Annotated in this window: 18 protein-coding genes; 6 read left to right on the forward strand and 12 right to left on the reverse strand. The window is 61.8% G+C overall.

Features of this window, described 5'->3' with window-relative positions; genetic code table 11:
* Positions 1–33 precede the first annotated feature (33 nt).
* Positions 34–1,473: a cardiolipin synthase gene (cls, locus tag AAHK21_RS13425; RefSeq protein WP_046857633.1), complete on the forward strand. Its 1,440-nt coding sequence runs from the start codon at positions 34–36 to the stop codon at positions 1,471–1,473.
* Between the two features lie 39 nt (positions 1,474–1,512).
* On the opposite strand, the gene cfaB is transcribed toward cls, so the two are convergent.
* On the reverse strand, positions 1,513–2,697 hold the full coding sequence (gene cfaB, locus AAHK21_RS13430; RefSeq protein WP_367857481.1) for a C17 cyclopropane fatty acid synthase CfaB: 1,185 nt from the start codon (positions 2,695–2,697) through the stop codon (positions 1,513–1,515).
* A 214-nt stretch (positions 2,698–2,911) separates the two neighbouring features.
* Between cfaB and lpdA the strand changes: the two genes are divergently transcribed.
* Positions 2,912–4,312: a dihydrolipoyl dehydrogenase gene (lpdA, locus tag AAHK21_RS13435; protein WP_367857482.1), complete on the forward strand. Its 1,401-nt coding sequence runs from the start codon at positions 2,912–2,914 to the stop codon at positions 4,310–4,312.
* Between the two features lie 85 nt (positions 4,313–4,397).
* Here the strand turns inward: lpdA and hcnC are convergent, their stop codons facing one another.
* The 6 genes from hcnC to AAHK21_RS13465 form a co-directional block, all read right to left on the reverse strand.
* Positions 4,398–5,648: a cyanide-forming glycine dehydrogenase subunit HcnC gene (hcnC, locus tag AAHK21_RS13440; protein WP_367857483.1), complete on the reverse strand. Its 1,251-nt coding sequence runs from the start codon at positions 5,646–5,648 to the stop codon at positions 4,398–4,400.
* Positions 5,649–5,650: 2 nt separating this feature from the next.
* A complete protein-coding gene (gene hcnB, locus AAHK21_RS13445; RefSeq protein ID WP_367857484.1) occupies positions 5,651–7,045 on the reverse strand; it encodes a cyanide-forming glycine dehydrogenase subunit HcnB in 1,395 nt (464 codons plus the stop codon).
* Positions 7,042–7,356 carry a cyanide-forming glycine dehydrogenase subunit HcnA gene (hcnA, locus tag AAHK21_RS13450; RefSeq protein ID WP_023629670.1) on the reverse strand — a complete coding sequence of 105 codons (315 nt, stop codon included), beginning with the start codon at positions 7,354–7,356 and terminating at the stop codon, positions 7,042–7,044. The genes hcnB and hcnA overlap by 4 nt, the downstream gene beginning before the upstream one ends.
* Positions 7,357–7,566: 210 nt before the next feature.
* On the reverse strand, positions 7,567–10,566 hold the full coding sequence (locus AAHK21_RS13455; RefSeq protein ID WP_367858987.1) for an autotransporter domain-containing protein: 3,000 nt from the start codon (positions 10,564–10,566) through the stop codon (positions 7,567–7,569).
* 149 nt (positions 10,567–10,715) lie between these two features.
* Positions 10,716–13,715, reverse strand: coding sequence for an autotransporter domain-containing protein (locus AAHK21_RS13460; protein ID WP_367857485.1), 3,000 nt, complete (start codon positions 13,713–13,715; stop codon positions 10,716–10,718).
* A 411-nt stretch (positions 13,716–14,126) separates the two neighbouring features.
* A complete protein-coding gene (locus tag AAHK21_RS13465) occupies positions 14,127–14,879 on the reverse strand; it encodes an abortive infection family protein (RefSeq protein ID WP_367857486.1) in 753 nt (250 codons plus the stop codon).
* 215 nt (positions 14,880–15,094) lie between these two features.
* On the opposite strand from AAHK21_RS13465, the gene AAHK21_RS13470 reads away from it, so the two are divergent.
* The 3 genes from AAHK21_RS13470 to AAHK21_RS13480 all read left to right on the forward strand — a co-directional run bounded on the left by AAHK21_RS13470 (position 15,095) and on the right by AAHK21_RS13480 (position 16,443).
* A complete protein-coding gene (locus AAHK21_RS13470; protein ID WP_367857487.1) occupies positions 15,095–15,694 on the forward strand; it encodes a hypothetical protein in 600 nt (199 codons plus the stop codon).
* A 124-nt stretch (positions 15,695–15,818) separates the two neighbouring features.
* Positions 15,819–16,112, forward strand: a complete 294-nt coding sequence (locus AAHK21_RS13475) for a hypothetical protein (protein ID WP_367857488.1) — start codon at positions 15,819–15,821, stop codon at positions 16,110–16,112.
* Positions 16,113–16,128: 16 nt separating this feature from the next.
* Positions 16,129–16,443 (forward strand): hypothetical protein, encoded by a 315-nt coding sequence (locus tag AAHK21_RS13480; protein ID WP_367858988.1) that lies wholly within the window; start codon positions 16,129–16,131, stop codon positions 16,441–16,443.
* A gap of 14 nt (positions 16,444–16,457) precedes the next feature.
* Here the strand turns inward: AAHK21_RS13480 and AAHK21_RS13485 are convergent, their stop codons facing one another.
* From AAHK21_RS13485 to AAHK21_RS13500, 4 genes are all read right to left on the reverse strand, one after another.
* Positions 16,458–18,590, reverse strand: a complete 2,133-nt coding sequence (locus tag AAHK21_RS13485) for a heavy metal translocating P-type ATPase (RefSeq protein WP_367858989.1) — start codon at positions 18,588–18,590, stop codon at positions 16,458–16,460.
* Between the two features lie 499 nt (positions 18,591–19,089).
* Entirely contained in the window at positions 19,090–19,734 is a 645-nt protein-coding gene (locus AAHK21_RS13490) for a DsbA family protein (protein WP_367857489.1), read from the reverse strand.
* Positions 19,731–20,192: a disulfide bond formation protein B gene (locus AAHK21_RS13495; RefSeq protein WP_367858990.1), complete on the reverse strand. Its 462-nt coding sequence runs from the start codon at positions 20,190–20,192 to the stop codon at positions 19,731–19,733. Before AAHK21_RS13495 ends, AAHK21_RS13490 begins: the two co-directional genes overlap by 4 nt.
* A gap of 67 nt (positions 20,193–20,259) precedes the next feature.
* The gene (locus AAHK21_RS13500) at positions 20,260–20,721 is read right to left on the reverse strand and encodes a hypothetical protein (RefSeq protein WP_367857490.1); all 462 of its coding nucleotides are present in this window, start codon (positions 20,719–20,721) and stop codon (positions 20,260–20,262) included.
* 65 nt (positions 20,722–20,786) lie between these two features.
* Between AAHK21_RS13500 and AAHK21_RS13505 the strand changes: the two genes are divergently transcribed.
* Positions 20,787–21,200: a helix-turn-helix domain-containing protein gene (locus AAHK21_RS13505; protein ID WP_367857491.1), complete on the forward strand. Its 414-nt coding sequence runs from the start codon at positions 20,787–20,789 to the stop codon at positions 21,198–21,200.
* Between the two features lie 5 nt (positions 21,201–21,205).
* On the opposite strand, the gene AAHK21_RS13510 is transcribed toward AAHK21_RS13505, so the two are convergent.
* The gene (locus tag AAHK21_RS13510; protein WP_367857492.1) at positions 21,206–22,642 is read right to left on the reverse strand and encodes a sensor histidine kinase; all 1,437 of its coding nucleotides are present in this window, start codon (positions 22,640–22,642) and stop codon (positions 21,206–21,208) included.
* Positions 22,643–23,290 lie beyond the last annotated feature (648 nt).

Genomic DNA, 23,290 nt, shown 5'->3' on the forward strand with positions numbered 1-23,290 from the left:
TTAGCAGCAGTACTCTCGGCAAGCAGGATGCGTATGGATTACCACAGCCCCTACTTTTTCGGTTACGTGCTCGGTCTGATTCACCTGCTCGGCCTGGCCGCCGCGCTGCATGCGGTGTTCACCGTGCGCACCGCTCAAGGTGCGATCGCCTGGGCCATGTCGCTGCTGTTCATCCCCTACCTCACCCTCATCCCCTACCTGGTTTTCGGCGCCCGCTCCTTCTATGCGTACATCCAGGCGCGGCGCCAGGCCAACCAGGAAATGCATGTGGCCATGGCCAACCTGAACTGGCGCCCATGGGTGGAGGAAGCGCTGACCGCCCGCGAGTCGGACAGTTATGCCGCCCTGCGCGCCATGCCCAAGCTCGGGCGCATGCCATGCCTGGCCAACAACGAAGTGAAACTGCTGATCGATGGCGCAGCCACATTCGAGGCGATCTTCTCGGCCATCCGCATGGCGCGGGATACCGTGCTGGTGCAGTTCTTCATCATCCACGACGATGCCCTGGGCAAGGAGCTGCAGCAGTTATTACTGCGCAAGGCCGCCGAAGGTGTCCGGGTTTTCGTGCTCTACGACCGCGTCGGCAGCCACGCGCTGCCGGCCAGTTACAGCCAGGTGCTGCGTGACGGCGGCGTGCAGATCGAAGCGTTCGCCACACGCCGTGGCTGGTTCAACCGTTTCCAGGTCAATTTTCGCAATCATCGCAAGATCGTGGTGGTCGATGGCTTGCAGGGTTTTCTCGGTGGGCACAACGTGGGCGACGAATACCTCGGGGCACACCCCAAGCTCTCGCCGTGGCGCGATACCCACGTGCAGATCAGCGGCCCGGTACTGGCCTGCCTGCAGGAGTCCTTCGCCGAGGACTGGTACTGGGCCACGCGCCAGCTACCACCGCTGATCCTGCCTGATGCCTACCCCGAGGATGGCGTGCTGTGCCAGGCGCTGGCCAGCGGCCCGGCCGATCCCCAGGAAACCTGCGCGCTGTTCTTCCTCGAAGCGATTCACTCGGCGAGCAGCCGGGTATGGATCACCAGCCCCTACTTCATTCCCGACGAAGCCATCTTCGCCGCCCTGCGCCTGGCGGTACTGAGGGGCGTCGATGTGCGCATCCTGATTCCCTCGCGCCCCGACCACCGCATCGTCTACGCCGCCTCCAGCCTGTTCGCCTTTGAAGCGGTGCGCGCCGGGGTGCGCATGTTCCGCTATCAGCCAGGGTTCCTGCACCAGAAAGTCGTGCTGGTGGACGACGAGGTCAGCGCCATCGGCAGCGCCAACCTCGACAATCGGTCGTTCCGGCTGAATTTCGAGATCACCTTGCTCACGGTGGATCGTGCCTTTGCCGATCAGGTCGAGCTCATGCTGGTGAATGATTTCGAGCAGGCCAGGGAGATCACCGCTGAAGACAGCCGCGACACCCATCGTCTGCAACAGCTGGGAATGCGCATCGCACGCCTGATTTCACCGATCCTGTAGCGCGCAGCGGCGTGCCGGACGAGCACGCCGCTGTACAGGTCAGCGATAAAGGTCCTCACGGGTCCATGGCAGGTCGTGGTGACCGTCGGCGTAAGGCTTCACTGCGAGAATCTGATGGAGGTTGATCCAGCCCTTGGTGAAGGCATAGGCACAACCGGCCAGGTACAGGCGCCAGATGCGCAAGGTCTTCTCCGGCACCAGCGCGGCGGCGCGATGCAGCTGGTTCTCGAGGTTCTCGCTCCAGTGGTTGAGGGTCTTGGCGTAGTGCAGGCGCAGGCTCTCGATGTCGACCACCTCCAGGCCCGCTTCGCAAATCCGTGCAGTGATCATCGAGATATGCGGCAGCTCGCCATGGGGGAACACGTAACGGTCGATGAAGTCGCCCGCACCTCGGCCGACGGGGCGGCCATCGACATGCTTGGCAGTGATGCCATGGTTCATCACCAGGCCACCTTCGCGCACGGCACCGAACAGCCGTTGGCAGTACAGCTCGAGGTTGGCGTGTCCGACATGCTCGAACATGCCTACGCTGACCACCTTGTCGAAGCGACCATCCTGGGGCAGGTCTCGGTAGTCGAGGATCTGCAGGTCGATCTTGTCAGCCAGGCCCTCCTCCTTGACCCGCTGGCGGCCCAGCTTCAGCTGCTCCTTGCTCAGGGTGATGCCAAACACCTTGGCACCATACTCACGGGCGGCGAAGCGCGCCAGCCCGCCCCAGCCACAACCGACATCCAGCAGGTAATCGCCAGCCTGCAGGCGCAGTTTGCGGCACAGGTGGTCGAACTTGTCCTGCTGAGCCTGGGCCAGGGTGTTGTCCGGCTCCTTGAAATAGGCACAGGAATAGACCATGTCCGGGTCGAGCCACAGTTGGTAGAACTCGTTGGACAGGTCGTAGTGATAGGAAATGGCTTCGGCATCGGTGGTCTTGTCATGGGCAGTGCGTGCCGGCAATACCTCATCTTCATCCTGCAGCAATGCATCGCTGAGTTCGTCGCAAACCCGGATGACTTCGCCTATATCGCCTTCCAGCTCCAGCTTGCCCTCGACGAAGGCCGATCCCAGCTCATTGAGGTTGGGATGGGTGAGCTGGGTAATGAGCTGGGGTTCCTTGACCACGATGGTGACTTGCGGGCTCGGCCCCAGATCGAACTGGTTGCCGTCCCACAGCTTGACGCGCAAAGGTAAGTGCAAGCTCTGCAACGCAGGTGGAAGTTGCGCAAGCATTCATGACCCTCCCTTTCGTTGATACGGGACGCCACGCTTAATGTGTCGGACGTCACCGCATCAGGGTAGTTCATTCGTACGAAGTTTCCGGTAATCACGACCATAGTCTAGAACTATCTGGCGCAGCCTATTCAGCGGATTGTATACAATCCTGCCCGCTCAGATTAACCTTGTGCCCTCTTCGCTTCCTCACACTCTCGGAGTAACGAAACCCATGAAATCCTATGACGTGGTGATCATCGGCGGCGGCCCCGGCGGCTACAACGCAGCGATCCGCGCGGGCCAGCTGGGCCTGAGCGTGGCCTGTGTCGAGGGTCGCTCGACCTTGGGCGGCACCTGCCTGAATGTCGGTTGCATGCCTTCCAAGGCATTGCTGCACGCTTCCGAGTTGTATGAGGCAGCCAGTGGCGATGAGTTCGCCCATCTGGGGATCGAGGTCAAGCCGACCCTCAACCTGGGCCAGATGATGAAGCAGAAAGATGAAAGCGTGACTGGCTTGACCAAGGGCATCGAATACCTGTTCCGCAAGAACAAGGTCGACTGGGTCAAGGGCTGGGGCCTCCTGGACGGGGTCGGCAAGGTAATCGTCAAGGCCGAGGACGGCAGCGAAACCACCTTGCAGGCCAAGGACATCGTCATCGCCACCGGCTCGGAGCCCACGCCGCTACCTGGCGTGACCATCGACAACCAGCGCATCATCGACTCCACCGGTGCCCTGTCGCTGCCCCAGGTTCCCAAGCACCTGATCGTCATCGGCGCCGGGGTGATCGGCCTGGAGCTGGGTTCGGTATGGCGTCGCCTGGGTGCCGAAGTGACGGTGATCGAATACCTGGACCGCATCTGCCCAGGCACCGACGAAGAAACCGCCAAGACCCTGCAGAAAGCCCTGGCCAAGCAAGGCATGACCTTCAAGCTGGGCAGCAAGGTGACCCAGGCCACGGCCGCGGCCGACGGCGTCACACTGACCCTGGAACCCGCCGCCGGTGGTACCGCCGAAACCCTGCAGGCCGACTACGTGCTGGTAGCCATCGGCCGCCGTCCTTATACCCAGGGCCTGAACCTGGAAAGCGTCGGGCTGCAAACCGACAAGCGCGGCATGCTCGCCAACGACCATCACCGCAGCGCGGTGCCAGGCATCTGGGTGATCGGCGACGTCACCTCCGGCCCGATGCTGGCGCACAAGGCCGAAGACGAGGCGGTGTCGTGCATCGAGCGCATCGCCGGCAAGGCCCATGAGGTCAACTACAACCTCATCCCGGGCGTCATCTATACCCGGCCGGAACTGGCCAGCGTCGGCAAGACCGAAGAGCAGCTCAAGGCCGAAGGCCGTGCCTACAAGGTCGGCAAGTTCCCCTTCACCGCCAACAGCCGCGCCAAGATCAACCATGAGACCGAGGGCTTCGCCAAGGTCATCGCCGATGCCGAGACCGATGAGGTGCTGGGCGTGCACCTGGTCGGCCCAAGCGTGAGCGAAATGATCGGCGAGTTCTGCGTGGCAATGGAGTTCTCGGCCTCGGCCGAGGACATCGCCCTCACCTGCCACCCGCACCCGACCCGCTCCGAAGCCCTGCGCCAAGCGGCGATGAATGTGCAAGGGATGGCGATGCAGATCTGACCGGACCTTTCAGCACCGCCCGTGGGAGCGGGCTTGCCCCGCGATTGCGTCATGCCTGCCAACGCGATCGCGGGGCAAAGCCCACTTAGCCATGGGCCCGCTGTTTATCCCCAGCGCTGTGAAAGCGCGACGCCAGGAATGGCGTGATATCCAGCGGCAGCGCCTCATTGTGGACAACCTTGTCCAGCAACACGCCAGTAATCGCCGAGGTCAGAATCCCGGTACGGAAATGTCCACAGGCGTTGAAATACCCTTGGACATTATCCACAGGCCCGAGAATCGGCAGCTCGTCCGGTGACCCAGGCCGCAGGCCGGCCCAGGTGCGCTTGAGGTTCACCTGCGCCAGCTGTGGCACGCAGCGAATCGCCCCCTGCACCAAGCCGTTGATCTCCGGGAAGGTATTGGTGACATCAAAGCCCTTCTCCTCGGTGGTGCTGCCGATCAGGATCTCGCCGTTATCCTTCTGCGCCATGTAGCAATCGCTGGTGGTGATGCAGCCATCGAGCAGCTTGGGCAGACGCTCGGTCAGCACGATCTGGCCTTTCACCGGCTTGACCGGAATGCTCTCCCCGGTCGCCCACTCGCTCAGTTCCGCCGCCCAGGCGCCAGCGGCATTGATCAATGTGCCGCAATGGAAGTCACCGGCCTCGGCAGTGCGCACGCCCTTGATCCGTGAGCCTTCATGCAGCACGCCGGTGATATTCACGTTCGGATACAGGTCGACGCCGTTCTGCCGCGCCGCCTCCATGAACGCATCGCCCAGGCGGAACGGGCTGACCTGGTGATCGCAGAGAAACTCCAACGCGCCATTGGCCTTGAGCGTCACCGCCGGCTCCGAAGCGCGCAGCGCGTCGCGGTCGAGCCAGCGCACCTGGTCGGCCAGGTGCGGGATCTGCTTGACGATGTGCTCGGCGTACAACTGGTCTTCTTCATCCTGGATGATGTACTTGAGCCCTGTGCGCTCGAACTTGAAGTCCATGCCGTGGCGTTCGATCAGTTCCTGGTGCAGCTGTGGATAAATCGCATTGGACTGCAAGGCGAAGTCGAAGAAGCATTCCGGCAGGATGTGCGGCGTGCTCGAATCGACCACCACCGCCGCGCCGTTGGCCTCGCGCTTGCTGCGCGAGGACATCATGCGAAAGAAGATTACCCCGCAGCCCAGACCCACCGATTCGCCGATGGCCCACAGGCCGCCGGCCGAGGCGCGGGTGGCATTGCCCGGGCGCTTGCAGTCGATCAAAGCGATCTTCAGGTTGCTGCGCTTGGACAGCTGGTAGGCGCAGGACGCGCCGATCACTCCACCACCGGCGATGATGATGTCGTAGTGCTTGTTCATGTTCAGGCCTCCGTGCCGAGTTGTTCGAATGCGGAAAACGGGATCGGGTCCACCGGGAAGCGCGGGCGCAGCCAACCCACGTCCTTGCGCCCGGTGGCGCTGCGCAGGCGGTCGCTGCAGTAACCGACGCACATGCGCCCCTGGCAGTCGCCCATGCTCACCCGGGTACGCATCTTCAGGCTGGCCATGTCTTGCACACCCTGCTCCAGGGCCAGATCGATCTGCTCGCGAGTCACGTGTTCGCAACGGCAGATCACCGTGTCGGCCTGTGGCAGTGCCACCTGTGCGGCGCCACGGGCGGTGTAGCGCTCAACCCCGGAACGGAAGCGCTTGATCGCCGCCAGCTTGCCCAGGTAGCGCTCACGGCGCTCGATCGCCTGCTCGGCGTCGAGCTTGCCCATCTGCTGGAGCATCGAAACCGCGGCGATGCGCCCGGTCAGCATGGCCGCCTCGCCACCGCGGATCCCGGCCATGTCGCCCGCCAGGTGAATATTCGGCTGGCTGCTTTGCTGCCACACGTTGCATTCGGCGCGCAGGTAGCCGTCCTCGCTGAAACCATGGGCCAGGCCCAGTTGCTGGCTGAGCTGGGTACGCGGGATGAAGCCATAGCCCACTGCCAGGGTGCGCACCTGCTCGCGCTGGACACGGCTCATGTCCGGTTGCCAGTCCTGGGTGTAGGGTGCGACCTCGACTTCCTGCAGCTCGCCTTCCCCCGTGGCGCCCACCACGCCCCAGCCATAGTGCATGGGGATGCCGTTGAGCTTCATGTAGGCGAGCATGCTCAGGCCATCGAGGAACAGCTGCGGCTTGTTCATCAGCGCCAGGCTTTCCTTGGCGATGCGGTTGAACGAGCAGGCCTCGTAAACCCCCGCCACCTTGGCACCGGCGGCGTGCAGCTGGCAGGCGACCAGTGGCAGCAAAGGCCCGGTACCAGCAATCAGGGTACTGCCCAGTGGCTTGACCACACCGCTCTTGATCTGCAGTTGCAAACCACCGAGCAGGATCACGCCCGGCAAGGTCCAGCCAGGGAACGGCACGTTGCGTTCATGGCAACCGGCGGCCAGCAGCAGGTGGGAATAGTCGATCTCGTGCAGGCGCTCGTCGCCATCGAGGACCATCAGCCGCTGCTCGTCACCGCCCACCACGCGATGGTTCAGACGCAGGTCGATGCGCTCGGCGCAGGCGGCGAAATCTTCGTGCAGCTTGGTCAGGGCCTTGGTGTAGCGCGGGCCCAGGTAGCCCAGGTCGACGCCGGCGCGCAACGGGCCACGATAGACCACGCCACCGGGGCGCGAGGCTTCGTCGAACAGCAGGCAATCCACGCCATGTTCGGCCAGCTCGATGGCCGCGCCCATGCCGGCCGAGCCGCCACCGACGATCACAGGACGAAGGCTCATGGATGGGCCTCCTCGTGCACGCGGTTGACCTCGGTCTCGATGTGCATGCCCGGTTTGACGATGGTCTGGCAGGCGCGACGCTTGGGACGACCGTCGATCTGCACCAGGCAGCAATGGCAGACGCCCATGCCGCAGTAGGCACCGCTGAGCTGGCCATGATCGTTACGCGCCAGCTGGCGCAGGCCAACGGCGTTGAGCACGCTGAGTACGGTTTCACCGGCACTGGCGACTGCGGGCAACCCATTGACCAGGAGGGTCATTTCATTGCCTTCCAATGGCTGGATATCGTGCTTTCGTTGCAGCGTCTGCATTTCCTGTCGTCCTTGATGACTGATGGGTCGGGGGACGTTAGGGCAAACCCGGAGATAAAACATTGATCCATGCCAGACGCTGGTTGTAGAAACGTCCTACAACGACGAACTGCTACGGATTTCACATTGCGCCGAAAATGCTTACCTGCAGAACTTAAAAGCCCCCGCGAGTGCAGGGGCCTTTTTGACTACAGCACTGAGACCTTAGCGTCAGAACGCCCAATCCAGGGTCAGGCCGACCCCGTGGCTCTTGTCGCGACTACCCAGCAGTCCGTTGTAGTCCAGGTTGACCCGGGCCTCGCGGCTCAGGGCAATCCCCACCCGTGCACCGACCACCGCCGCATCACGGTCCAGTGACAGCGCCTGAACCTTGTAGGTATCGCCCTGGCCCGCGAAGGCCAGGTGCTGGTCGGCCCCCGTGGAGCTCAGGTTGTGCTGCCAGCCCAGAGTGGCAGCAAGCTCAACCGCCTGGCCGCTGGACAACTGCAGTTGCTTGCCAGCGCGCATGCCCAAGGTCGAGAGCCAGGCATCGCGGTTATCCTGCCCCCCCTTGAGCGCGGCAGCGCCGCCATGCTCCCTGAAGCTGTCGCTGGCGATATGCACGTAGGCCAGATTGGCGAACGGCTCCAGCGCCACGCTCGGCAGTTCGACCTTCCAGGCCGCCTCGCCGAACACCTGGGTGCTCTGGGCATCACGCTTGCTCTTCTGACGATCGCTGACCTCGTTGTACTGCAGTTCGCGCTTGGTCTCGATACGGTGCCAGCTGTGGCTGGCGCCCACGCTCAGGCGCAGCTGCTCCAGTTCCTTGCCGGCATAGGCGCCCAAGTGGTAGCTGTCGACGCTGGCCGAGGAATGACGGCCATCGCCCATGCTCAGCGAGCTGTCGCTGTAGCCGGTGAAGACGCCGACACGGGTGTCCTCACTCATCTGCCCGTCGATCCCCAGCAGCATGCCGCCAATCGAACTGCTATAGCGCGCATGTCCGGAATCACCGTCGGCTTTGCCCCAGGCGCCGAGGGCCTTGACCCACAGGCCGTTGTCCTGACCTTCCACACCCTGCAGCCGGGTACGCTCGCCCACGGCGTCGCGCAACTGGCGACTGTCGTTGAGCAGCAAGTTACCGACCGCCGGGTGGATTTCGCCGGACAGCTGATCGAATGCCTGCTGGGCGCTGGCGGCATCGGCCGACAACAGCAGGCTCTCGTAGACCGGGTTGCCCGCGCCGAGCCGATCGGCCGCCGCGGCCACCGAACGCTGGTTGGCGGTCAGGCCGACACTGGCGAACGAGGTGGCATTACGCTGCACCGCCAGCCGCACCCCACTGCCGGTATACGCCAAGCCACCACCGAGGAACAACGCGTTGGACTGCACTTGGGCAAAACTGCCTTGCACGCCGCCTGCGGCATCCAGTATGTCGAACTGCCGCCCCACCAGGCTGGTGGCTTGCTGGGACTGCAGCGAAACGCCAGGGTTCTGCAGGTCCAGGGCCAGGTTCGCACCGCCCACGGCTATCTGGCCATCGCTGACCAGACGGTCGCTGCCAGTGCTATCTACCTCCACCGCATAGGTCGAGCCTGGCTGGAAGGTCACGTCATTACTGACGCGCAAGGTGCCGATGGAATTGCCAGGCGCCACCACGCCGCCGCGATTGACCACCAGCGCGCCGATCCGGCCATTGCCGCCCAGCACGCCACCGTCGTTGACCGTCACGGTCGATTGCAGCGAACCATTGACCGCCAGCCGCCCCTGGTTGACCAGCGTCGGACCGGCGTAAGTGTTGTTGCCGCTGAGCACCAGAGTGCCGATGCCCTGCTTGGTCAGGCCGCCATGGCCGGAGATATCGTTGCTCCACAGATCCAGCACGCAGCTCAGATCGTTGCAGCGCCTTTCGGTAGGCCTGCCAGCATCCACCAGAGCGCCGACACCCGGCAGATCAGCGACGAACTGGCTCGGGCCGTAGCCGCCGGCGATCCGCAACTCCTCGGGAATGTCCTGCTCGGTAACCAACATGCCGGGGCCGCGGATACCCTTGTCCAGGTTGATCATGCCCCAGCCATACAAGGAATCGATGCCGGGCGCGCCCATGTCGGTGGCAGTGGTGCGCAGCACGCTGGCGATCTGCGCGCCGCTCATGTAGGGGAAACGCTCCATCAGCACCGCCGCTGCGCCAGCGGCATGGGGCGCGGCCATGGAGGTACCGTTCTTGTTGGCGTAACCCTGGGTCAGGTCCTCCAGGCTGGTACCGCCAATCACCGCGCTGTAGATGCGGGTGCCGGGAGCCGATACGCAGAAGCTTGCGGTATAGCCGCAGCGCGAAGAGAACGTGCTGATCACGTACGGGTTGGCGCTGCTGGTGTCGGGGTTCTGCTGCAACGCCGCCACGGTCATCCAGTTGGGGGCGATCTCCGGTACGAAATAGCCCAGCCCGGCAATCGCATCGGGGTTGTTCAGGTTGTAGTCGTTGCCAGCGGCGAAGATCGTCAGGACCCCGCTGCGGGCGGCGGCGATGGCCCCGTCGTAGGCGCCACCGGGCAAGGTGCCCAGCAGCGGCTGGATCTGCGCGAACTGCGCCCGGGCATCATCCACGGTGAAATGCGGGAAGTCCGGATTGCGCCCGCCCTTGGCGAAGCGGTCGGTGATGCCGATGCCCCAACTGTTGTTGATGATCCGCGCGCCACTGGCCACCAGGCTGTCCCAGCCGGCCTTGTACACCGCCCCATCGTTGCCCAGGACGATGCCATCCTCGGGGCCGGGGTCGCCATTGTCGGCGCTGATGATCTGCGCATTGAAGGCCACGCCATGCATCTCCACGCCGTCACGGTTGCCGGCGGCGATCCCGCCGACGTGGGTGCCATGGGAGCCGAGCTTGCCATCCGAACCTACCGACGGGCTGCCGTCGTAGCGGAAGGCATCGCCGGCTTTTACCGGAATGTAGGGGTCGGTGTATTGGCGGATGCCGCTGGTGACCAAAGTCACGATCTTGTCCTTACCAGCGAACTCGGGGTGCGGGGCATACACAGGCTGGTCGAAGATCCCCAGCTTTACCCCCTTGCCGCTGTAGCCGGCGGCATAGGCGCTGTCGGCGTGAATCGCCCCAAGCCCCCAATCGGCCTTGAATTCGCTGCTGCGCCAGCTGCTGGCGTCGCCGAGGCGGCCACTCTCCACATAGGGCGCGGCCTGGGCCGTGCCCATCAACGCCGCCCAGCCCATCAATACCCGCCCCAGCGGCGCCAGGGCCCAGCCCTGCCCAAGTGCGCTGTCATCCTGTCTGACTCGCTTCACTACGACCTTCCTTAGTTGTATGGATTGAATACCGCGTTGGTCGAACTCCGTATTGCAACAACTGGCGCCACGACGCCTCAGAAACGCCATTGCAGGTTGAGCCCCGCGCCATGCTGTTGTTCACGACTGGCCAGACGCCCCTGGTAGTCCAGGCTCAGGTCCAGGTCGCGGGTCAGGCCCACCCGTGCCTGGAGCCCGACCAGCGCGGCATCGCGCAAGGCTGGCGCCGTCTCCACCCGGAACGGCAGGTCACTGCCGGCAAAGGCCAGGTGCTCGCGGTCCTGGGTTCCGCTCAGCCGGTGCTGCCAGCCCAGGCTTGCCGCCAGTTGCAGGTCCTGCTGCGGGCCCACTTGCCATTGCTGGCGCCCGCGCAGGCCCAAGGTGCTTAACCAGGCATCACGCTGCTCGTCGCCCGCCTGCAACGCTGCGGCATCGCCCTTCTCATGGAAGCCATCACGGTCCAGGTGCTGGTAGGTCAGGTTGGCGAACGGCTCCAACTGCACCGCCGGCAACGCCAGGCGATAGGCCGCCTCGGCAAACAGCTGCTGGCTGCGGGCATCGATCCGCGCGCGCTGGCGGCCGGACACCTCGGCATAGGCCAGGTCGCGACGAACTTCGGCGCGGTGCCAGCTGTAGCTGCCGCCCAGGCTCAAGCGCAGCTGGTCGACGTCGTGGCGGACATAGGCGCCCAGGTGGTAGCTGTCGACCGTGGCCCGGGAGTGGCTGCCGCCCATGCCCAGGGAGCTGTCGCTGTAGCCGGCAGCCAGGCCGGCGCGGGTCTGCTCGTCGAAGTCCCGGTCCAGGCCCAGCAGCATGCCGCCCAAGGAGCTGGTATAGGACTCGCTGCCCTGCGCGCCCTCGATGCGCCCCCAGCTGCCCAGGCCTTTGAGCCAGAGCTGGGTCGAGCCTGTCTCGGGCGCCGTCGTCCCAGGCGCATTGGCTGGCAGTGCGGCGCCTTGCACACGCTCGGCCAAGGCATCACGCAACACCGAGCCCTGGCTGAGCAGCATCGAGTCCAGCGCCGGATAGATCTCCCCGGCGAGCTGGCGCAGGCCGTCCCTGGCCTGGTCCGCCGAGGTCGAGAGCAGCAGGCTTTCATACACCGGATTGCCCGGCCCCAGACGCTCCACCGCGGCGCCGCTGGCGAGCTGGTTGGGCGTGGCCGCGACGCTGTCGAAGGTCGTGGCGCTGCGCGTCACGTCCAACTGCACGCCGTTGGCCGAATAGTCGAGCAAGGGCCCAAGGAACAGGTAGCCGGGCTGGACCTGGGCGAAGCGCCCATCGACGCCGCCTGCCGCCTGCAGGATGTCGAACTGGCGCCCCACCAGGCTGGTGACCGGGCCACCGGCCAGCAGGTTCGGCCGAGCCTGGGGCACCAGGCTGAGATTGGCGCCAGCGACGCTGGCCTGGCCATCCACCACAAGTCGATCACTGGCCGTGGGCGACAGCTCCACCTGATAGGTCGAACCCGGCTGCAAGTCCAGGTTGCCGGCGACATTCAAGGTACCGATGGAGTTACCCGGGGCCACCACGCCCCCAGCGTTGGCAATCAGGGCACCGACCCGGCCATTACCGCCCACTGTACCGCCAGCATTGACCGTCACCGCTGATTGCAGGCTGCCGTTAACCGCCAACAACCCGCCATCGACGCGGGTCCGGCCGCGGTAGCTGCTGTCACCCGAGAGCACCAGCCAACCGGCCCCGGACTTTACCAGGCTGCCCTGGTAAACCCGCTGCGCAGCCGCTGCGTCACGGGCCATGCCCAGGGCATAGTCGCTGCGGTCCTGCTGGCTGGCGCCAGCTGCCAGGCCATGCTCCCAGCCGCGATCCTTGAGGGTCTGCTGCCAGGCCTGACGTTCCGCGACGTCCTCGGCCTGACGCTGCACCAGCGCCTGGTCGGATATGCCGTTGCTCCAGCTATCGCCCTGCCCACGCTCCAGGTTGACGTTGAACTCCCCCAACAACTGCCCTGGGCCGTGCAAGGCCCGGCCCAGGTCCGGGACGCCCCAGCCAACCCGCTCGCTGGGCGCCTGGGTCGGCGAGCCATCGAGCTGGCGCGAAGTGGTCAGCAGCACTTGCAAGGCCTGCTGGTTGTTCAGGTAGGGATAACGCTCCATGACCAAGGCCAAAGCCCCGGTAGCATGGGGCGCGGCCATCGAAGTACCGTTGTAGGTGGCATAGCCGTCACCGGGCACGGTACTGGTGATTGCCGCCCCCGGGGTCGCCAGGCACCAGTACTTGGCGATGCCGCACTGGTTGTATTTCTGCTGGTTGTTCTTGTCCAGGCCCGACACCGCCAGCCAGTGGCCTTCCAGTTCCGGCTGGAAGTACGGCAGTGCCGAGCGCGCGCTGGCATTGGCATAACCGCTGTTGCCGGCGCTGAACACATTGATCACACCCCGACGCGCCACATCGCCAGCGGCATCGAGCCAGGTCGCCTGCTGGAAATGCTGGGCGTAGGCCGTGCGCAGGTCGCCGAGGGTCTGGTAGCTGACATCCTTGGGCTGGCTGCCCCAACTGTTGTTGATCGCCCTCGCCCCGGCATCCACCAGGGCGTCGTAGACCGCCTTGAAATACCGCGGATCGGGATCGGTGCCGAACAGGAACTTGTCATTCTTGTTGGTGTTGCCCACGTATACCTGGGCATTGAAGGCCACGCCGTGCATGCCCACGCCATCACGGGCCGCGCCCATGGTGCCGGTGACATGGGTACCATGGCTGTCGTTGGCGCCATTGAGCACCCCGGACACACTGAACGGAGTACCGTCCAGGTACTGGCCGGTGGCGGTGACCGCGTGGAAACGCCCGGGGCTGGCTTCGGGATGGGCGGGATCGAATCCCGAGTCCAGGGCGCCGATGCTGACCCCGGCACCGGTAAACCCGGCGGCATAGGCCTGGCTCGCCTGCATGCGCTCCAGGCCCCAGTCCTGCTGGTATTCGACCGAGCGCCAGCTGGCGGGGTCGCCCAGGCGGCCAGGGTCCTGATAGGCCGCCGCAGCCGACAGCGGCAGGCCGCTGGCAAACGCCAGGCACAGCGTGCCCGTCAGCGTCTTGAGCTGATCACATCTCACATCCATGTCGATGACTTCTCTTGTTCTTGTTGTCGGATCGCCCATCCTGGGTCGACCAGTGTGTCGCTGCATCGCCAGGCCGCAAGGCACGGCTTCATCGAGCAGCAGAAGGATATGACGTTTCTCGATTAAACGATGCGCCATCGCTGCATATCGAATATGCGTTTTTACCTGCTTGGACAGGTTGCAGGGGGAGGCTTTGAGAGGAAGGAAGACAACATAAAGGGAGGGCGCCTGTGCGGCGCCCTCCTGGTTTTTGAGAATTAAAACTGTCACAACGGGGCCCGAAATCCGCGGGCTCCAGCGTCATGTTGAGAAAGGGCAAAACTGTCGCAACCGCCCAAACAGTTGGTTCGGCTCGATACGCTAGAGAATTAAAACTGTCGCAGCCAGCACTGACGCGGCTTTGAGCAGTTTTTAACGCAGCTCTTGGCCTGATCGGGACTCCCACGTCGCAAGCAGAAACATTGCCATAGAGCCAGCTAGGTTTACGGCCAGTTCGGCATGCCGGGGTGCTGCCTTCGCACCATTTTTACCCTTTCCGTGCGCATCGCTAAGGCGATTTCTCAATGACCCCAGTCCTTCCACAACTGCAGTGCAACCTCCCAATATTTGCTTAAAAACCACCTCTTCATGCTGCGCCTTTGTCAGGTTGAGCAAAGAGGCTGTTTGCTTGTAGAGCTTGTTGAGATCAGGGTTTGCTTCATGCTCGCTGTCGCCCGCTTCTTCCAGGATATGCTTGCAGACGGATTCAAGAAGCGTCCGGGCCATGGTGATAGCCCCCTCTGGATCCGAAGCACGGCGTTCAATCGCTTTAGTCCAAGCACCACGTACATGCTCGGCGTCGAAGCGGTTCATCGCCTCAGAAACCACCGCATCAGACGGATGCGCATCGGCGGACTCTGCGTAATCAGCAAGTGCTCTGAACTCATCCCATATGAAGCTTCTACGCTCCGCGTACGACCCAAATTTTGGCTTTATGAAGCCCCAGAACTGATCTAGATTCCGCTGCCGCTTCACCCAAGCAGGAGCAAGCGAAGCAGCACGTGGGTCGTCCAAGATGCTTTGACGGTAAAGCGGATAGTCTCGCTCGTCGTCGTTGTTACCGAGTCCGGTCGCGCGGTTTACGTAAATAGCCTGTAAAGCATCAACTTCGTCGATCAGAGACACTGGCGTCTTACCTCCAATGTAAGCCCATACTGACAGCGATTCAGGAGCCGCTCCATCGTGCTTCATTCTGGAGCGTATTATAGAAAGGCACCTCTCCACAGTACGAAGATATCATTGGGCTAGGCGCTTGGTGGCAACCCTCGGGCGCCTAACCATTGATTTCGTCCTACTCTGGCCTGGTGCTTCCAGCTTTGCATCCGTACAAGGAGTCTCCATTGCTTTCATGGATTAAGCAGTTGATCGAGCAACCAGCCCACGACTACGAAGAACGATTTGACCAAGCCTTGAAGCGCAGCAAAAGCTGGGGCTTGGCACCCTCAGGTTTTAGGCGCACCGACGAGCGCTTTGTCAGCGGGCACAACCTCCAAATCTTTCAGCAAGTGACGTCAGCGCATCTATCCCATTTCCATGCTGAAGATGTTTCTCAGCAATGCTTCGCCGTAACCGCAATGCTAAAAACCCCATTAGAAGAAGCGCTGGGGGTGCCGCTTACGTTCACCCTAGGTTATGTGGAGTACCACGGGCGCAATGTTTTCCATAGCGAGACTCGTGAACTAAAGACGATGCTGAAAAACGGCGCACCGTCCTTAGCTCTGAATCTGCATGCATGGCTCACGCTGCCAAGCCATGAGGTAATTGACATGACATTTGGCACAACCTACGGGGTGGTCAATGAAGTGCCGGAGGTCATTGGCCGCATGTGTTTCCTGCATCCGGATGACATGCCCGCCGATATGCAGTATTACCCGCAGCTGATTGGGTGGGATTATCTGGAGCGTATCGGTGCTACGCACATCTTGCTAATGCCGTCTTGAGCATCAATCACGCCGTAAAGCCTGCTGATCATCGGAAAACGCTGGGCAGTACTCCTGACCTTGATATCAATGAACTCACGTCGAATCATGCTTCATCAAGCTTGAGTACACCGAGGAGGTCGCCATGCAAGACAAAGCCCATTGGGAACGCGTCTATACCGAGAAAAATGCTGACGCCGTCAGCTGGTATCAAGAGCATGCTGAGAGTTCCCTCGCGCTTATTCATCGCACGGGCATTGAGTCATCGGCAGCCATCATTGATGTTGGAGGTGGTGCATCGACGCTGGTCGACGATCTGTTGCAGGAAAATTTCTGCGATATCACCGTGCTCGACCTGAGCGCCGCATCCCTCCAGGTCGCTCGATCCAGATTAGGGCCGCGGTCAGACGCCATAAGCCATAAATTGGTTAGAGGCTGACATCACTCGCGCAGCACTGCCCACGCACCGCTTCGATCTTTGGCATGACCGGGCAGTTTTTCACGTTCTCACTGATCCCGCTGATCGAGACCGGTACCTTCAAACGGTAGAACACGCAGTCAAACCCGGCGGGTTCGTCATCGTCGGCACATTCGCCGAGGATGGTCCAGATCACTGCAGTGGGCTTCCTGTGCAGCGCTACAGTGCCCAGGCTTTGCACAACACCTTCGGTGTCCAGTACGAACTGCTAGGCCAGGCGAAAGAGGATCACCGCACCCCGTTTGGTACGGTGCAAAAGTTCATCTACTGCTACTGCCGTAAGGTGAACTGAAGGATCGCTCCACCCTATTTTTTCAGCAACCGCAGACCGTTGAGCACGACAAGCAAGCTCACGCCCACATCCGCGAATACCGCCATCCACAAGGTGGCGAAGCCGAACAGGGTAAGCAACAGAAACGCGGCCTTGATGCCCAGGGCGAAGAAGATGTTCTGCTTGAGGATGATGGACGTGTCGCGGGACAGCCGCACGAACGCGGGAATCTTGCGCAAGTCGTCATCCATCAGCGCCACATCTGCCGTCTCGATTGCCGTGCCCGTCCCTGCGGCACCCATGGCGAATCCGATCTGGGACTTGGCCAACGCCGGTGCGTCGTTGATGCCGTCGCCGACCATCCCCACCACGTGACCAGCGCCTTGCAGTTCACCGATCACGTTGAGCTTGTCGGCCGGCAACAGGTTTCCACGGGCCTGATCAATGCCCACCTGCCGGCCAATGGCCTCGGCCGTGTGCGGGTTGTCTCCTGATAGCATCGTGGTTTTGATGCCAAGCTCGTGCAACTCATCAATGGCCGCCTGACTCGACGGTTTGATCGTGTCGGCTACCCCGAAAATGGCCAGCACGGAGTTGGAAGCACACAGGGCCACCACGGTTTTGCCTTCACGCTCCAGCGTATCCATGGCATCTATAAGTTCTGGCGTACCCAACCCCAGCTCATCAAGCAAGCGCTGGTTGCCCAGGTAATGCATCTGATTGTCGATGCTGCCTTTGACACCGCGCCCCGGCAGGGCTTCGAAGCGCTCGACTTCGCTCAGCGTGAGCGACAACGCCGATGCGGCTTTGACAATAGCCTGGGAAACCGGATGGTCCGAACGTGCCGCGAGGCTGGCAGCGAGCACTTGCGGATCGTCGCCTGAGTGCGGAGCCCAGGCGCGGTAGTCGGTTTGCACCGGTTTGCCGTGGGTCAGTGTGCCGGTCTTGTCCAGTGCCACAAAACTCAGCTTCGCGCCCTGCTCCAGGTAAACGCCGCCCTTGACCAGAATACCTTTGCGCGTAGCGGCAGTCAGCCCACTAACGATGGAAACTGGGGTGGATATGACCAACGCACAGGGGCAAGCGACCACCAGCAGCACCAGCGCACGGTAGATCCACTCTGTCCACACACCGGCCATGAACAGAGGCGGCACCACGGCAATGGCCAAGGCAAGGAAGAACACGGCCGGGGTGTATATACGAGCGAACTGATCCACAAAGCGCTGCGTCGGTGCTCTTGAATTCTGCGCTTCTTCCACTGCATGGATGATCCGCGCCAGCGTCGTGTTGCCCGCCTTCGCCGTGACCCGATAATCGACCGAACCCGCCTCGTTGATAGTGCCTGCGTAGACAGCATCGCCCACGGTCTTGTCCACCGGCAGGCTCTCGCCGGTGATCGGTGCCTGGTTGATGGCAGAGTTACCGGCGATTACTTCGCCATCCAGCCCGATGCGCTCGCCGGGGCGCACTCGTACCACAGCGCCGAGTTCAACGCCCTTGACCGGGACCTCACGCCAGCTGCCATCGGCCTGCTGCACTGTAGCCCGCTCGGGGGTCAGGTCGATCAAACCCTTGATCGCATTGCGCGCGCGGTCCAGGGACCGCGCTTCGACGCGCTCGGCAAGGGTGAACAGCACCATCACCATCGCCGCTTCCGGCCATTGGCCGATGAGCGCTGCGCCGGTCACGGCAATGCTCATCAACGCATTGATGTTCAGATTCAGGTGCCGAAGGGAGATCCAGCCCTTCTTATAGGTCGACGGCCCGGCCAAGGCGATGGCCAGCAGCGCGACCAGCGCCACTACCCATTCGGGCGCAGCGGCGGTGAAGTGCAGCAACTCGGAAAATACGGCAGCCACCCCGGCCACGCCGATTGGCCACCAGCGCTGCGCATGGGCAGCAGGCGCAGCCGCCTGTATCTCGGTATTGCTGGCTGCCGTAGGTGCAAGCGGCACCGCCTCCATGCCCAAGGCACGCACAGCTGCCACGATCGGCTGAGGGTCCGGCAGCTCGTGCCAGACACCCATGGTCCGATTCATCATGTTGAATTCAAGGCCATGAATGCCTGCAAGCTTCTTCAGCTTGGCCTCAATCATGGTCTGCTCCGATGGGCAGCACATCTGAGCGATGCTGAACGTGTCGAGTTGCCCGCGCTGCTCGGCATTGATTGCACAGGTTGCTTCGACCTTGCCCGAGCAACAAGTTTCGGCGATCGGGCTTGTCGGTCGTGCGGTGGCAGAACCCGGCTCGGCCAAGGTGTAGAGCCCGCTGGGCTCAGTCACCTTTACGGACGATGAAGCAGCACAGCAACCGGCGGCACATCCATCACCGCCCTTCTCCAACGTGCCGGGGAGGGCTTTTGATGAACAGCACGCATCCGCATGCTCGGGCTCCTGGGACTGGCTTGCGCAACCTGCGGGTTCAGCCAGGCTGTACAAGCCGGTCGATGGCGCGGATGGCTTCGACTGGCTGCCCTGGCAACATGATGAAGCTCCATCTGCACTGGATGCCGTCGAAGGATCAAAAACCTCGACAACGCCCGTTCCAGTGGAGGGTTTATCCCCGCAGCAGCTTTTCATAGGTCTCTACCTAATTATCAATGCGCTTCAGTACACACCCTATAGCGGCTATAGGGTCAAGCCTGCACGGCCAGATTGTCGATCACGCTTAGCGCGACAGGTTGATTTCGCTTTTGATCAAGTCGTACAACGGCTGAGCACCGAACGATGGCAACGGTTTGCCATTGACGAAAAAGGTTGGGGTCCCTTTTACGCCCAAGGCTTGCGCATCCTCTGCATCCCGCTCGATGGCTGCGGTGATGTCTGGCGCCATTGCCTGCTCACGTGCCTTTTCCACATCAAGCCCAGCTTGGGCAGCGGCCTCCCACGCTGCAGCTGCCGTGGCGTCGTCATGCCATAGCGGTTGGGATTCCAGCACCGCTTCCAGCACAGGTACGAACACGCCTTGCTTGCGGGCTGCCTCCAGCAAACGGATGGCCTCTTCAGAGCCCACATGCAGGCGTTTGTACCGCAGGACAAGCCGCAAGTCCTCGGGGTGTTTGGCCATCATCTGTTTCACGATGGGATAGAACGCCCGACAGCTTTCACAGGAGGGGTCGAAAAACTCCACGATCGTGACCGGCGCCTTGGCGGGGCCAAAGCTCGGTGCGTTGAAACGCACGAGGGCGCTGTTGGCTTTGACCGGCGCAGCCACCTCCGGAACGGACTGGTTACCTTTATAAAGAAGAGCTGCCGCCACGAAGCCTGCGATGGCAAGAAGGCTGATGACGATGACTGCGGTGCGTTTGCTCATGGGCGGGCATTCCGGCGAGTGGTCAGAAGAAGGATGATCAGCAGCGTGAAGACGGCCAGCGAGAGGGATGGCAACGGCAGCGCGCCGAGCACGGTCATGTCCGCGCCGGAACATGATGGGCCCGCGCCACAGGGTTTGATCGCCTCGGGGATCACGGCGAAGTAGAGCAGGTTGTGGTACAGCGCCAGCAGCCAACCTGCGCCGGCCAGCGGCAAGGCATAGATCCAGACCGACGAATCCGACCGTGCGGCGGCAATCCCCAGGACAATCACTAGCGGAAACATGAACGCGCGCTGGTACCAGCACAGCAAACACGGCTCCTGCCCCATCACTTCGCCAACGAACAGGACGCTCAACGTCGAAACGAGAGTAAGCAACCAAGCAGCGAAAAGCGCCAAGCTAGCGGCAGGTGGAGAGGGTCGGTTCGCATCCACGGAAAGCAGCCTTCTATGGTTCATGGAATAGGCTCGGCAGTTGATCTGACGTCCCACAGCGGTCAGTTTCAAGCTTCTAGCTGCTATAAGGTCAAGTACGGTGTGTGGTCTGATCGGCACACTGCATATTCCAGTACGCCAAGAGTTGGCAGTAGAGCAGGCATAGGTAGATCAGCAACACGAGCAGCGCCGTCGGTAGAGGCCCAATCGACTCAGCGCTGCGCACCCAGTGCATGCTCTGGAATAGCTGGGCGCTGCCGCCCCCAGGGTGCACATAAATCATTAGATCTAAGGTGGTCACTACGGCACCTAACGCGCCTACCAACAGGGCGCGATACCCGGTAACCGGCATCTGTCTTAACAAGGCTTTGAAAGTCAGGAATAGCAACGGCAGCAAGGTTCCCAGTTGGGCGAGACACACAATTCCAGGCACCCGGTCCAGCCACAACTCCTGTCCCCATAGCATCAGGTTCAGCGTAAGGGCCATCAGCCAGGCGACTGCCAAGGGCACAGTGGAAGAGCCCGTGGCTTTCCATCGCCGGTCATGTTCCATGGTGCTCACTCGCAACAATCAATTTCGCGTAGACTCAGGGTTATAGCGACTATAAGGTCAAGCCCATGAGCGAACTGTCCCTGAGCATCGGCGAACTGGCCAAGACGACCCAGACCAAAGCCGTCACCATCCGCTACTACGAGCAACTGGGATTGCTGCCACCCAGCAGGCGCACCGCAGCAGGCTACAGGATCTATGGGGAAGCCGAACGTGATCGGCTGTTGTTCGTCCGCCGCAGCCGAGGCTTGGGTTTCAGCCTTGATGATGTCCGTGAGTTACTCGGCTTTGCCGACCATCGCGAGGCCTCTTGCGCGGCTGTGGATGAAAAGGTTGCCCTTCAACTGGAGCAGGTTCGGGGACGCATTCGCGATTTGCGAGCACTGGAGCGCGAATTGGAACGGCTACTCAATTGTTGCCAAGGCGGCGTCATCGAAGAATGCCGCATCATCGAGTCACTGAACCGTCCCGATGCCTCCTGACCTACTCAACAGCGAAAACGCAGGCAGACGCGTGTGCCTTGCGGCTCAAGGCTGATCAGCGATGCCTCTCCACCAAAGTGCTCCATGACCTGCCGCACCATGGCCAAGCCAATACCCAGCCCCCCCTGCTTGGTGGCGTAGAACGACTTGAACGCCGAAATTTCCTGTTGCCGGGAAAGACCGGAGCCAGTGTCATCAATCAACAACATCACTTCATTGCGGCTAACGCGCTCAAGCGCCAAATGCAACTCGCCACCGTCCGGCATCGCCTCAATCGCGTTGGCTAACACACTGTTCAGGATCTGGAGCAGCAACAGGCGGTGGCTGATGACCAAGGCCAACCCGCTCAGGCTCAAAGATGCTGTGATCTTCGACTGGCGAAGCTTTGGCTCGAAGGTGGTCACCGCCTCGCGCGTGACCGCTACCAGGTCAACAGCTTCAGCCTCACCCTTGAGAGGCCTAAGGTATTGCAACAGGTCACCCACCCAACCCGACATCCTGTCCACCTGAGCGATGATGTCGGTAATGTTGCGAACCGCAGGCTGTCCTTGCATCTCCTGGGCCAGTTCGGCACTGGTGCGTATGCTCGCCAAGGGGTTGCGCAGACTATGGGCGACTGCGGTGGACATTTCCACGAGGCCGCCATAGGTCTTGTTCGCCACCAATTGGTCTTGTTGCGCAGTGAGCAGCCGCGCAGCTCGCCAGACGATCCAGAACAATCCGAAGTAGATGAGCAGGCCGCCAAAAGAAGTGGCTATCCAGATGAGTCTGCGCCCCCGCTCCAATCGCTCGATGAGGTCGACTGGTTCCTTGTAAATTTCTACCATCGCCAGGACCTTGCCCTGGGCATCCAACAGCGGAATATAGTTCTCGACGAAGAACATCTTTGGGTCCCGGGTGAACTGCTGCTCCGGACGCCCCGGCTGAACCTCGTCATAGCGAGCACTGACCCGCCCGCCTGAGCTGAAGGCCCTTTCGAGTACATCGTCGTCATACAGCTGGCGTCCCACCAAGGCGGGATTGGTGGACCAGATGACCACTCGTTGTGGCGAAATGATGGTGGCCAATAGCAAGTCGGGAAGGTTGGACAGATGGTCCAGAAATTCCGACCGTGCTCGCTGGCGGTTTGCGCTGGTCTGGGAGGTGAGCATGCTGTAACGCACAGCAGAAAGGACATCACCCATTTCCATTCCTTCCAGATCATGGTGGCGTATTTCCCCCACCGCAATCGACTGGATGAACTGTGCGGACAGCAACGCGTCGCGCTCAAGGCTTTCATTCACCAAAAAGCGCGTTGAAAACCAGGCCAACCCGATCGCCACGGCACTGATAATGACAAAGCTCGTCAACGAGAACCGCCACATCAAGTTGAACGGTTGAGCAGGTGCCGTGAACAAGCCGGCAAGAAATCGCAGCCCTATCATGCCTGTTCGTGTTTGCATCGCGCCTCCGAGGGCTCAGGCGGGGCCTGAGTGCGCTACTGCGTACTAGGGTGGATACCAGACACTGTGGTAGTCACTACCTCTGACTCCCCAGTGTTGGGGAATAATTGCCATCGAGCTTGACCCTGAAAGGAGTCCTAACCGTACCCAAGGGCCAAAGGGCTCTGTTCGACTTCGCACAAAGTCCCCATATCGGTGAGAGAGCAAATTTGGTGCCTAAATCACTCATCGATTTTCCTAGATCTCTGAGCTGCATCATGGGGCTCAAAGCGTTGCGAATCGTTCCGCGCCGAACGTTCATGAGCGCTTGAACGAAGCAATTCATCGGGTTGGATTCGCAAGCGCATTTGGGCGGTGAACAGGCTCGGGTTGACGAGGATAAACGCAAGAAGGATCACCGCAGCGTAAATCACGCCTATCTGGAAGGCTCAGTAGCTGAGTGCACCAGATGCCTGCCTCAAGAATCACCGATCTTGAGTCTCTAATGTGGCGAGTTCCGCAGAGAGCCATTTTGTTTTCCCAGTGGCCGATGTTCCTACCTCCAACAAAAAGGTCAGCCCATCGAGTCCAGGTTGTGAAAAATCGATACCGTCATCCGCGGGAGAATAACGCCGCGAAGCCGATCTATGGGGACGGTATGCGGAGAGT

Source organism: Pseudomonas sp. TE50-2 (assembly GCF_040813665.1).
Lineage (GTDB): Bacteria > Pseudomonadota > Gammaproteobacteria > Pseudomonadales > Pseudomonadaceae > Aquipseudomonas > Aquipseudomonas soli.

Bases quoted from the DNA above. Each gene is read 5' to 3' on its own strand.
- AAHK21_RS13475 (WP_367857488.1), top strand. From the start codon at position 15,819: ATGCAAGACAAAGCCCATTGGGAACGCGTCTATACCGAGAAAAATGCT.
- AAHK21_RS13490 (WP_367857489.1), bottom strand. From the start codon at position 19,734: ATGAGCAAACGCACCGCAGTCATCGTCATCAGCCTTCTTGCCATCGCA.
- AAHK21_RS13455 (WP_367858987.1), bottom strand. From the start codon at position 10,566: ATGGGCTGGGCGGCGTTGATGGGCACGGCCCAGGCCGCGCCCTATGTG.
- AAHK21_RS13495 (WP_367858990.1), bottom strand. From the start codon at position 20,192: ATGAACCATAGAAGGCTGCTTTCCGTGGATGCGAACCGACCCTCTCCA.
- cls (WP_046857633.1), top strand. From the start codon at position 34: ATGGATTACCACAGCCCCTACTTTTTCGGTTACGTGCTCGGTCTGATT.
- lpdA (WP_367857482.1), top strand. From the start codon at position 2,912: ATGAAATCCTATGACGTGGTGATCATCGGCGGCGGCCCCGGCGGCTAC.
- AAHK21_RS13460 (WP_367857485.1), bottom strand. From the start codon at position 13,715: ATGGATGTGAGATGTGATCAGCTCAAGACGCTGACGGGCACGCTGTGC.
- hcnB (WP_367857484.1), bottom strand. From the start codon at position 7,045: ATGAGCCTTCGTCCTGTGATCGTCGGTGGCGGCTCGGCCGGCATGGGC.
- cfaB (WP_367857481.1), bottom strand. From the start codon at position 2,697: ATGCTTGCGCAACTTCCACCTGCGTTGCAGAGCTTGCACTTACCTTTG.
- hcnA (WP_023629670.1), bottom strand. From the start codon at position 7,356: ATGCAGACGCTGCAACGAAAGCACGATATCCAGCCATTGGAAGGCAAT.
- AAHK21_RS13505 (WP_367857491.1), top strand. From the start codon at position 20,787: ATGAGCGAACTGTCCCTGAGCATCGGCGAACTGGCCAAGACGACCCAG.
- hcnC (WP_367857483.1), bottom strand. From the start codon at position 5,648: ATGAACAAGCACTACGACATCATCATCGCCGGTGGTGGAGTGATCGGC.
- AAHK21_RS13510 (WP_367857492.1), bottom strand. From the start codon at position 22,642: ATGCAAACACGAACAGGCATGATAGGGCTGCGATTTCTTGCCGGCTTG.
- AAHK21_RS13500 (WP_367857490.1), bottom strand. From the start codon at position 20,721: ATGGAACATGACCGGCGATGGAAAGCCACGGGCTCTTCCACTGTGCCC.